The 12,447-nt window shown below is 39.7% G+C and carries 4 protein-coding genes; 2 read left to right on the top strand and 2 right to left on the bottom strand.

Going from position 1 to position 12,447, the window contains the following annotated elements; all coding sequences use genetic code 11:
* Nucleotides 1–353 precede the first annotated feature (353 nt).
* Both HWQ36_RS09450 and HWQ36_RS09445 read right to left on the bottom strand, forming a co-directional pair.
* Nucleotides 354–1,769 carry an AAA-like domain-containing protein gene (locus tag HWQ36_RS09450; protein WP_292701085.1) on the bottom strand — a complete coding sequence of 472 codons (1,416 nt, stop codon included), beginning with the start codon at nt 1,767–1,769 and terminating at the stop codon, nt 354–356.
* A gap of 586 nt (nt 1,770–2,355) precedes the next feature.
* Nucleotides 2,356–3,516 (bottom strand): AAA-like domain-containing protein, encoded by a 1,161-nt coding sequence (locus tag HWQ36_RS09445; RefSeq protein WP_292701082.1) that lies wholly within the window; start codon nt 3,514–3,516, stop codon nt 2,356–2,358.
* A 1,197-nt stretch (nt 3,517–4,713) separates the two neighbouring features.
* Here HWQ36_RS09445 and HWQ36_RS09440 point away from each other — a divergent pair.
* Nucleotides 4,714–8,994, top strand: a complete 4,281-nt coding sequence (locus HWQ36_RS09440; RefSeq protein ID WP_292701079.1) for a non-ribosomal peptide synthetase — start codon at nt 4,714–4,716, stop codon at nt 8,992–8,994.
* Entirely contained in the window at nt 8,991–12,446 is a 3,456-nt protein-coding gene (locus HWQ36_RS09435; protein WP_292701076.1) for an amino acid adenylation domain-containing protein, read from the top strand. The genes HWQ36_RS09440 and HWQ36_RS09435 overlap by 4 nt, the downstream gene beginning before the upstream one ends.
* Nucleotide 12,447 lies beyond the last annotated feature (1 nt).

Raw genomic sequence — 12,447 nt, 5'->3', positions numbered from 1 at the left:
TTCGTAATTCGTAATTCGTAATTCGTAATTAAGTTTTGTGACGGGGATTTAGCGCTGCATTGCGGTCTTGGGGTCTCCCCAAGAGGAGCAACTTTGCAAGACAGACCCCGACCCAAAACGCGCTGTCTGTAGAGACAGGGGACTTAAACCCCCAAAGTTCGTTAAGGGGAGCCAGTGCGGGAACAGGGGTTTCCCCCGCCGCAGGATGCGCGTAAAGCCTTCTCTACGAGACGCTGCGCGAACGGCATAGCTTCGCTTAACGCAAAGCGTCTCCAAGAGTTGCGCTGTAGTGGAGCATCTGGCGTGTGGGGTAAAACGCCTGTGGGATAAGCGTTTGCTCTTAAGTTGACATATCAAACAATTGTCGATAGGTGTTTTGCAAAATAGGCGTGGTAGAGTCCGTAACGCGGTAAGATGCGATCGCCCTCAAAGCGAATTAATCCCAAACCTTCAAGCTTGTAAGTCTCAATAGGATTAAGAGAAATACCTTGCTTTGCTGCCAGAATTTCAGCATAAGTCTTTGCCAGTCTAGGATTTTCTTGCAGTTTGATCAACTGTCGCCATAAATGATCGCGGTAAATACCACCATTGGCGATCGCTTCCTCTATTATTTCTTGTAGGGTCATTTCTTGAGACCTAAGATAGTACAAACTAATCTGAATTAGTGCTGGATGTCCTCCTACTAGTGACATTAGTTGGACAAAATCTTTAGCTTTAAACGAGTCTAAACCATACCGCCTAGCTAAATCTTCTACTTGTGGTTGAGTAAAATCGTTTAGACGAATAGGTAGACCAATATTAAAAGGAGAGAGGTTAATATCCATAGAGATGTACTCTTCGGTTGAGTAAACCATTACTAACCTCAGCTTTTGCCAGTTTGGATTGTGTCGTGCTTCCTCGCACCATGACCGCAACAAAGCAAAAAACTCTTGACAAATGTTAGGATATTCAAAAAAACGGTCAACTTCATTCAACACTAAAACCACTGGACTTTGACATTGCTCTAGCAAATAGTTTTCTAAATAGAAGCCGCTACTCAAGTTATACCCAATCTCTTCATTCCACTTTTCCTTGAGGTTGGGGTCAATACCTAATTGAGTTGCAATTTTCCAGCAAAGACGACGCAACAGTTTATTTAAATCAGTTAGACACTCACTATCGAATTGGCAACAATTCAGATTCACAGTCTGATACCCAAGTTTGCGTGCAAAGGCACAAAGCCTCAATACAAGAGAACTTTTACCCATCTGTTTGGGGGATCTAATCCGAATCACGCAGCCACTAGTAGTTACTTCTCGATAAACCTTTCTCTCTAATGGAGGACGTTCAATATAAAAGTGAGAATCTAAAGGTATGGGGCCATCCGGGTATGACCAAAGATTTTCTATTTGTTCAGTTTGTGTGTGATATTTTTCGACAAATGAGATTAATTCGGAACGTTGAGATAAATCTTCTTCTATATTCGCAATAGACAATAACTCAGATGTTTCAGTCTCATTTGCTTTGTTGACTATGGTGTAGTCTTCGCTGTGTAATTCTAGATTAAAAGCGCTAAAGCAAAGTTTTATCGTTTTTTGATCTACACTTTCACTTAAAGACCATAATTTACTCAAAGTTCTAGTAGAAACATGAATGCGCGAGCTTATTTCTTCTAAACTCAAGTGTTCGCCTTTATTTTCTACTATCTCTACAGATAGAATTGCTGATTGTAACCGTTTAATTCCTGCGGAAGTTAGTACAACTCCTCGCTTACGTTTAGTTTTATACATTGCTGTTCCAGGGATTTATTATAAATGAGTGTCACAAGCAACAACTTTTTCTATTTACATACTGGAAATATAATTTAATGTAGCAATTTTTGATACACTCTTATTTCATTTTTTCCTAAAATCTATTGGGACTTTAATCAACTAAGTTACATTATACTAGCTTGATAGTAAACGCTGATATCAATTATTTATTTTTCCTACTTTTCCTACTTTTCTTACTTTTTCACCTGGTGTTTTGATGGTTATCTTGCAAAAACTCTCTGAAGAAATGAAGCCTTGTATTTACCTGAATTAGTACAAGTGTGATTGAATAAATAATGTAATATTTTTAACTTATATAAGTTATGACTTTTTTTGTTGGTGTGTTGCAAAAATATTATCGCTTCAGTAGAACTCTAAATACGGAGTATTAATAGTTGTGAAACTATTTGTTATCAAGACTTGGTTGAAAACTTGACAGAAATTATGCACAAGCAAAGTCCACAGATACACGAATAAATGATGTGTAATTTAGTGATTATTTATACTTATTTATCAGACAAGCAATGGAGAACTTATCTAACAGATGTATTCTGATTACTAGCCCCTACCAAGAAAAGTGAAGATTTTCTAACTGTCTTAATACCCATTGAGGAGTGAAAACACTCCGGTAAATCAGATTTTTAACTCTCAGATAGCCGTTATAATTTTCCACCAAACCAGATAGCAACAGTTCTGTCTGTTCTTCACTATTATCGGCTGGTATCAAATTATCTATCGGGTTTCTATTCCTTAGTTCCTCTACTTGTAACACCTGTTGATAAATGTTTAATAACTTTCCTGCTTTGTGTTCGTCAAAAAGTAAGCGATCTCTTATGGTACGGAGATGTTCAGGTTCATCTTGAAATTCCCAATGTTGAATAATGCGCGATCGCACCAATTGTTCTATCCAATATCCTTCAGTACCGTTGGGTATGGTAATCATTGCCTTATAACTTTCTGAGGCAACTTGTACAACTAACTGACAAAGCTTTTGGGTGAGAAACGGCTGTCCTCTTGTCCAATGAATAATATGTAGCAATATTGCTTGTGGCTGGCTGACTACTTCTTCTAAACCTTCAAGTAAAGACATAGCTTCATGTAATTGAAAGTCACATAACTTAATTGCTTGACCAATCTTAAAAGGCGTTTGATGTCGATCAACAATTAGGTTAGATGGACTAGATACACCAAACAAAGCAAAACCCAAACGTTTAAAGTTTGGGTTGTGTGCCTGCTGCTCATAACAGTAACGAATCCAGATAAAAAAATCGTTGACAGGGAAATTAAAATTTAGCAGGCTATTAATATTATCAATAAAAATGAAAATGCGATTATTTTTAAATTCTCTCAGCAACACCTGTTCAACAAATTGATACAGTTGTTGTACAGGGTCAAGTTCTGATTGTTGCTCCCACCAACTTTCAAAGTTGATTTGCTCTGTTAGATTTAACTTGTGAAGCAAGCTGACAATAATGCCCTTATACCATTGTATAGGTGTAATTTGATTACTACCTAATAGGATTGAATCGAGATAAACACATATATAATTTTCCTTTTCTAAGCGATGAATAGTCCGGTGTAGTAGAGATGATTTACCTGTTTGGTGGCAGTTGAAAACGTAACAAAAATCTCCTGTTTTTAATCCAGTATAAAGTTGTTCGTCTGCTTGACGGATAATATATGTAGAGTCATCATACTTCAGGCTACCACCGACTTGATATCTCATAGTCAAGTCAATTATTATAAATAGGGATACTTTTACTTTTGTAACTAATACTATATTTAAGCGCAACAATATTTTGATATATTTTAACTATGATTACCATTGTTTTTATTGTTGTTTGATTTTTAACTGTCTTATATTTCCTTGCATTAGCTGATGGCATAACCCTTGCAAACTTATCTTCTCTTAGCTAAAAATAAAAATCAAGGAAAATTAAGACATTTAAGTAAATTCTTGAGATACTTAAAGAAGTCGGAAGGACGCTCTCTACGAGACGCTAAAAGCGAACGCGGACTCGCTACCGCTACGTTCGCGAAGCGTCTCGTAGAGAAGAGAGGAAGTCGGAAGTACAGTTATGTAACGGGGATAAAGATAAGAGCCACAAAACTTGCGGCTTCTTTTGTAGCCGGGGACTTAGACCCGCCGAAGTTTGTTAAGACAGCAATATTGCTCGTTTAATGATGCAACCATTCTAAATCAAGAAAATGCGATTGTTACCTGGTAATAAAAAGCCTGAACTTATTCCAATTTATAACTTATGTTGAAATTTCCTTTTTGATATTTTGCTTTAGTAACTACTACACTTTTTAATTCATTAAGTGATTTTAGGGACTGACAAGAAATGAATCAATTCAAAATTCAAAATTCAAACATTTTAGACAGCCACCCACAAGGGGTGGGGCTTCTACCTACCTTGGGAAACAATGATTCTTTCTCTGACGAGACGCTAGCGCGAACGCGCCACTTGCGGGCGAAAGCGCGTAGCGGGACGAAGTACGGTTTTAAACCTCACTTCTTTTCATAAATTATCCATCTTGTGGGGTGGGCGACACGAGTGCCCTAAATCTGGGATGGTCATTGGGGACAACAGTCAGAAGTCTTTGAGATACACTACAGTTGATTTTTAGTCTTGATTAGAATTCCTAATTTATAAAACTTTGAGCCTTACTAAATCGTATTGAATTATGATTCATTAAATATATTTAAAATATCTATCTACTTAACTTTCTTAACTTTCTTAACTTTCTTAACTGTTTTTTGAGATGTCTTCTTAAATGTCTTAACTGGTATTGCATTTTATTTAAAAAACTGGGATTATTTATTTGATATATTTACTGGATAATTACAAATAGATTATAAATTTTGCTTACGAACTAGTAATAATTTTGATTAATAGATTTAAGCTGGAAACAAAAGCTAATGCAGTTAGATAATCAGAATCAAGTTTTAGCAAATTTAAGTAATAAAAATTTTATATTCAGAGAAATAGAAGTTGCTATTCGATCGAGTTCAACTGTAGATGATTGTGTAGTTATAAAGAGAGAAACAGAAAAGCTAAAACAGGAATTGGTTGCTTATATAGTTCCATCAAGCTTATTTGCATCAGAACAATTGTTGTCTCACCTGCAAACAATTCTGCCTAGCAATTTGATACCTACATCACTAATACCAGTCTCCACCATACCCCTAACAAATACAGGGCAGATAGATGAAGCTACTCTAGCCAGTTTAGAAGTTATTGACTCTGGCTTAATCGATCGCATAGAGCAGCAATTAGAGTCATTGTCAGAAATTGAGCGTGTTGCGGTGGTTGTTGAACCCTTGATTACAAGTATTCCTACCGTCCACTTACAGGATTTGCTAGGTAACACTCAAGCGATCGCCTCTGAAGATAGTCAGCAAAAGGTACAAGCACCTATAATTGGTCAGGAGATAGAAAACAAGAAGCCGTCCTCGTCAACAAAGCTAGCTATTAGTCACGGGGAACCACTGCAATACTCCGAAGACGCTCCTAAAACTTTAAAAGAACTACTACAACGAACTGCTCAATATTCAACTCAAGGTATCATCTACATTCAGTCTGATGGTAGTGAGAAAGTTCAATCTTATGGACAATTGTGGCAAGACGCTCAACGGATTTTAGCTGGATTCAGAAAGCTAGGACTAAAGCCCCAAGATAAAGTAATTTTTCAACTAGAAAACAACCAAGATTTCTTATGTGCTTTTTGGGGTTGTGTGCTAGGGGGCTTTGTTCCAGTGCCAATATCCATCGCCTCGACATACGAACTAGCTAATACTATCGCTAGCAAACTTCAAAATACTTGGCAGATGTTGGGGAAACCCCTTGTATTAACCAACGCTTCTTTAGCTTGCAATATTGATGACTTATCAAAGTTGCTGAATTTAGAAAACTTTCAAGTTGCAACTATTGAAAAATTGCGTGAGTGCGAAGCGGATTTAAACTTGCATCAAAGTCAGCCAGAGGATTTAGCGATTTTGTTTTTGACTTCTGGCAGCACTGGTATACCCAAGTGTGTGATGCTAAATCATCACAATTTATTGAGTATGACGGGTGGCGAAGTTTTGTTGGGCAATTTTTCCCATCAGGAAAGTATTTTAAACTGGATGCCTTTGGATCATGTAGGTGCGCTAGTTTCCTTGAGCATTATGGCTGTTGACTTAGGTTGTCAGCAAATCCATATACCCACTAACTTGATTGTGCAAAATCCGCTGTTGTGGCTAGATTTGATTGATAAACATCAAGCTACGATTAGTTGGGCACCTAATTTTGCCTTTTCGCTAATCTGCGATGCCCTTGGCGACCTTTCCTACGGAACGCTGCGCGAACGGTATCGCGCGATCGAGATTAACCAAAAACAGTGGGATTTATCGTCGATGCGTTTTATAATCAACGCTGGAGAACCCATTGTCACTAAGATAGCCAGGAGTTTTTTAAGGCTGCTTCGCCGTTATGGTTTACCAACGAATGCGATTCATCCAGCCTTTGGGATGAGCGAAACTTCTTCTGGTATTACTTACTCTGATAGCTTTTCTCTAGAAACTTCATCAGATGACGCTTTATTTGTAGAACTAGGGCCTCCAATTGCTGGTGCTTCACTGCGTATTGTTGATGAAAACGAACAAATAGTTACAGAAGGTACGATTGGTCGTTTACAAGTAAAAGGTGCATCTGTCACTAGTGGTTACTATCAGAATCCACAGGCAAACCAAGAAGTTTTTACCCCCGATGGTTGGTTTAATACCGGAGATTTAGGATTTATCGATCAAGGGCGTTTAACTATTACTGGACGGCTCAAAGATGTAATTATCATCAATGGACTCAACTACTACTGTCACGAAATCGAAGCCGCTGTTGAAGAAATTAAAGGAGTAGAAGTTTCTTATACAGCTGCCTGTGCAGTTAGACAAGCAGGAATTAATATTGATAAACTAGCTATCTTTTTCAATACTTCTCTTGATGATGATGGCAATTTAGTAACTCTGCTTAAGGAAATTCGCACTTCTGTTGTCAACAAGGTGGGAATAAACCCAGATTATCTAATTCCAGTAGACCAAGAAATTGTTCCTAAAACTGCTATTGGAAAAATCCAGCGATCGCAACTGAGCCAGCGCTTCAATACAGGTGAATTTCAATCCATTATTAAACGAATTGATATATTACTGGGTAACGCTAATACTATTCCCGACTGGTTTTACCGTCAAGTATGGCAGCCCAAAAATCCCATTACTTTTAATTCTTCTTTAACTGTTATTAATTCCACCCTAGTATTTTTAGATTCATTCGGGCTGGGGGCATATTTATGTCAAATATTATCAGAGCGTAACCTGCCATATATAACTGTTTCACCCGGAGAAGATTTTCGTAAACTTAATCGCTCAAGCTACACAATTACTCCAGGACAATCCAAGGACTACCAATTATTACTCCAATCCTTGGCGGCAGATAATATAATCATCGGACAAATACTTCACATCTGGACTTATAACCGATATAGCGGCGAAGTCAAAACCTTGGATGCTCTCGAACAAGCACAAGAAAATGGAATATTTAGTCTATTATTCCTGGTTCAAGCTTTAGCCAAGGTTCAAGGTTTTGACCATTCGGTGCAATTATCATTTATTTCCAGTCATATCCAGTCCATTTCCTCATCTGACCCAATAGCTTACGAGAAATCAGCAGTATTAGGGCTTCTGAAAACCATTCCTCAAGAATTACCTTGGTTGAACTGTTGTCACATTGATTTGCCTTTCACTGAAGTTGAAACAAATGGAGCTTATATCTTACAAGAGATGCAAGTTTCCTCAAAAGAACGAGAGGTAGCATACAGGAATGGGCAGCGTTTGGTTCCTCGCTTGGAAAAAGTTGATTGGGTAAGCGAACCTAAATCCTCAATTACCTTCAAGCAAGGAGGAACTTATTTAATTACCGGAGGACTTGGTGGTATAGGTATTGAAATTGCGCGGTATTTGCTGAAACATTACCAAGCTAGGCTACTGTTGGTTGGCAGAACTCCCTTACCAGAAAAAAGTATTGGGAATGCTCATCTAGATCAAACAGACACTATTGCACAACGCCTGAAAGTTTACCAAGAACTAGAACAGCTTAATGGAGAAGTAATTTACGAAGCTATTGACATCTGTGACTTGAAACAGTTGCAGATAATAGTTGAAAAAGCTAAATCTCAATGGGATAAGAACCTAGATGGAATAATCCATTTAGCCGGAACTTTCCACGAGCAGCTTGTACTTGAAGAAACTCAGGAGAACTTAGCAGCAATACTGCGTCCCAAGGTGTTGGGTGCTTGGGCTTTGCACCAATTGGTAAAAGACAATAAGGGCAGCATTTTTATCAACTTTTCTTCAGCACACGGTTTTTTTGGTAGCACTGCTGTCGGAGCTTATGCTGCTGCCAATAGTTTTCTCGATCGCTTTTCTTATTATCAAAATTTTCACAGTGAATTAGCAAGCTATTGTTTGAGTTGGAGTATGTGGAATGAGACAGGGATGAGCCAGGGATATCAGATGAAGAATCTGATCCGTGCCAAAGGTTTCTATGTGATGTCTTCTTCTCAAGCAATATCTTCAATGATTGCCAGCTTACAGCATCAGCAAACGCATCTATTGATAGGTTTGGATGGCAGCAACCAAAACATTCAACGTTGGCAGTCTCAAGCCTTTAATTTGCAGAAGTTAACTGCCTATTTCACTGCCAGTAATAACGAGGTTATTCAATTACCAGACTTGCGAGTGCAAGACTGCTTTGGAACTTCCAGCACCTGCAACTTAGTACAACTGCCCCAAATGCCTTGTCTCGAAAACGGCGAAATTGATCGCGCCAGTCTAATTAGGGGAGTTAACACTCAGGAAATTAGGGAGCGGATAGAACCACGCAACGAGATAGAGTTAAAAATTGCTCAATGTTGGCAGCAAGTGCTGAAATTACCACCTTTAAGCATTAATGACAACTTTTTTGAGTTGGGGGGCAATTCTCTCTTAGCTGGCCAAGTGATTTCTCGGTTACGCGAAGATTTCTCTCTAGAGTTGTCTCTACAGCGTTTGTTTAAAACGCCTACGATCGCCAGTTTAGCCCAAAGTATTGAGGCGATTATAGGGGTAACTCAGGACAAGAGTGAATCTATTGAGGCGATCGCAGAAGAATATGAGGAGGTAAGGATATGATCACAGAACAGTTTTTAGCTAACCTGCAAACAAAAGACATAAAAATCTGGATTGACGGAGATCAACTTGGCTGTCGCGCTCCTAAAGGAGTAATGACAGCAGACATACAGCAGGAACTTAAAGAACGGAAAACAGAAATCCTTGCTTTTCTCAAAGAAGCTCAAACAGCTACACAATCTAACTCTTTCCCCTTAGTGCCAGTTTCTAGGGATAAGGAGTTACCTTTATCTTTTGCACAGCAGAGGATGTGGTTTCTTTATCAACTAGATAAAGAAAGCCCATTTTACAATGAAAGTTGCCAACTGCGGATTGTTGGAAAGCTCTCAGTGACAGCCTTAGAACAGAGTCTCAACGAAATTATCCGCCGTCATGAAGCCTTACGAACTAGCTTTGCTGTGAGAGAGGGCATCCCTTTTCAGGCGATTGTGTCCACTGTCACCATAAATATCCCTGTGGTGGACTTGCAGGGTTTACCAGAAGCCTCCGTGCAACAAATAGTCACTCAGGAGGTTCGCAAACCCTTTGACTTGGATAGTATTCCTTTATTGCGAGCCACTCTACTGCGCCAGGAAGTAGAATCTCACTTGTTAATTTTGACCATGCATCACATCATTACCGATGGCTGGTCAATGGGAATATTCTTCAAAGAGTTAGAAGTCCTTTATCATGCTTTTACTAAAGGGCAACCAAATCCCTTACCAGAATTAACGATACAATACGCTGATTTTGCCCTCTGGCAACGCAAATGGTTAACTAAAGAAGTTCAAGAAAAGCAACTTGAGTACTGGAAACAACAGTTAGCTGACGTACCGCCCTTATTGGAGTTGCCAACGGATTATCCGCGGCCACCAGTCCAGACTTTCTCTGGTGCTACCAAAAAATTTCAAATCGAAGAGCATTTAACCTCTCAACTATTAATCCTTAGCCAGAAGTCAGGTGTCACCTTATTTATGACCTTGCTGGCAGCTTTTGGCATTTTACTCCATCGTTACAGTGGTCAAGATGATATTTGTATCGGTTCACCTTTTGCTAACCGCGATCGCCAAGAAACTGAATCACTAATCGGCTGTTTTGTCAATACTTTGGTGTTGCGGACTCACTTTGAAGAGAATCCTAGTTTTTCTCAATTCCTCCAACAAGTTCGATCTGTTGTCTGGGATGCCCATGCACATCAAGACGTACCATTTGAGCAAGTGGTAGAAGCACTACAGCCGGAACGTTCTCTTAGCTACAACCCCTTGTTTCAAGTAGTGTTTGTTTTGGAAAATTTCTCCCTCGATACTTTAGAGTTACCTGATATTAGTCTGACTCCACAGATGGTAGAGCGGGGTACATCTCAGTTCGATTTGAGCCTCTCGATTTGGCAGACACAAAAGGGATTAATTGGATCGTGGGAATATAACAGCGATTTGTTTCAGGCGGATACAATCGCTAGGATGACTCTTCATTTCCAGACAATGCTCTCAGCAATTGTTGCTCATCCCGACCAAAGAATTAGAGAATTGCCTTTGCTAACTGAGTCAGAACGGCATCAGTTATTAGTGGAATGGAATCATAATCAGGCTGAGTATCCTCGTGATAAGTGTATCCATCAGTTATTTGAAGAGCAAGTAAAACAAACACCCAATGCAACGGCGGTGATATTTGGGGATCAACACCTTACATATACCAAGTTAAACGCAAGAGCAAATCAACTTGCCCATTATCTACAAACCCTTGGGGTCAAACCAGAAGTATTGGTTGGGTTGTGTCTTGAACGTTCGTTAGAAATGGTAGTGGCAATGTTGGGAATTCTCAAGGCGGGTGGTGCTTATGTACCTCTCGACCCAGAATATCCCCAAGAGCGATTAAGCTTCATCCTCGAAGACACTCAGCTATCAGTTGTCTTGACTCAAGAAAAACTAGGCGATCGCCTCCGGCGCGGCTTTGCCGAACGCAAAGCTGATGTAATTTGCTTAGACTCAAACTGGGATATCATCAATCAACAAACAAAACAGAACCCGACTACCAGCACCAAAGCTCAGGACTTAGCTTATGTAATGTACACAAGCGGTTCTACAGGTCAACCCAAAGGAGTTGCTGTTGATCACCGAGCCGTGAACCGCTTGGTAATCAACACAAACTACATCGACATAAAACCAACAGATGTAATTGCACAAGCTTCAAATTACGCTTTCGACGCTGCCACTTTCGAGATTTGGGGGGCGCTACTCAAAGGAGCGCGATTGGTAGGAGTGAGCAAAGATTTGGCACTTTCGCCCAGAAATTTTGCGGACTTTATGCGATCGCAAGGTATCAGCGTATTGTTCTTAACAACTGCCTTGTTCAATCAAATTGCTCAGGAAGTCCCTTCTGCTTTCAATTCCCTACGGCATCTTCTATTTGGCGGCGAAGCGGTTGATCCTAAATTGGTAAAAGAAGTCCTGAAAAATGGTGCGCCACAGCGATTACTTCATGTTTATGGGCCAACAGAAAATACAACATTTAGTTCCTGGTACTTAGTGCAGGATGTCCCCGAAGGTGCGACAACTATTCCCATTGGGCAACCAATTTCCAACACACAAATCTATTTGTTAGATTCCCAATTACAGCCAGTGGGCATTAGTGTTCCGGGAGAGCTATACATTGGGGGAGATGGTCTAGCAAGAGAATATCTCAACCGACTAGAGTTAACACAAGAGAAATTTATTCTTAATCCCTTTAGTTCTCAGCCTGGAGATCGCCTCTACAAAACTGGAGATAAAGGACGTTACCTGAGTGATGGAAATATTGAATTTCTTGGTCGGATTGATTATCAGGTGAAAATTCGCGGTTTTCGCATCGAGTTGGGAGAAATTGAAGCAGTATTGAGTCAACATGACAATGTGCAAGTATCTTGCGTCATTCTCCGTGAAGATATCCCAGGTGAGACTTGTACTGAGCGGCTTGCCTTGAGCGAAGTCGAAAGGAGTCGAAGTAAACGTTTAGTTGCCTACATAGTGCCGCAAAAACAAATGACACTAACAGGTGAACTGCGTCAGTTCCTTGTCAATAAACTGCCTCCATACATGGTGCCGCAAGCTTTTGTTATCCTCAATGCCTTGCCTTTAACACCTAATGGCAAGGTGGATCGTCGCGCTTTACCAACACCTGATACAGCCACGAGAAATCTTTCCACTGGCATTGTTTTACCGCGATCGCCTATTGAAGCTCAACTAGCTCAAATCTGGAGTGAAGTCTTAGGAGTTGAACGCATTGGCGTTAATGACAACTTCTTTGAACTAGGGGGACATTCCCTACTAGCTACCCAAGTCATGTCAAAGATAAATTCAACATTTGAACTCGATTTATCTATAAAGATGATGTTTGAGTCTCCCACAGTAGCGGGGATAGCAGCCTACATAGAAGTAGTGAATTTGGTAACACAAAATTTATCAAATAAAGAAGTCAGTAGCGAGGTAGTGGAGTTTTGAG

Origin of the sequence: Nostoc sp. NMS2 (assembly GCF_017115105.1) — a bacterium.
GTDB lineage: Bacteria > Cyanobacteriota > Cyanobacteriia > Cyanobacteriales > Nostocaceae > Nostoc.
The sequence above is the reverse complement of the archived record's forward strand: the minus strand, read 5'-3'. Positions and strand labels throughout refer to the sequence as shown.

Coding starts and splice junctions, on each gene's coding strand:
- HWQ36_RS09440 (WP_292701079.1), top strand. CDS start 4,714: ATGCAGTTAGATAATCAGAATCAAGTTTTAGCAAATTTAAGTAATAAA.
- HWQ36_RS09445 (WP_292701082.1), bottom strand. CDS start 3,516: ATGAGATATCAAGTCGGTGGTAGCCTGAAGTATGATGACTCTACATAT.
- HWQ36_RS09450 (WP_292701085.1), bottom strand. CDS start 1,769: ATGTATAAAACTAAACGTAAGCGAGGAGTTGTACTAACTTCCGCAGGA.
- HWQ36_RS09435 (WP_292701076.1), top strand. CDS start 8,991: ATGATCACAGAACAGTTTTTAGCTAACCTGCAAACAAAAGACATAAAA.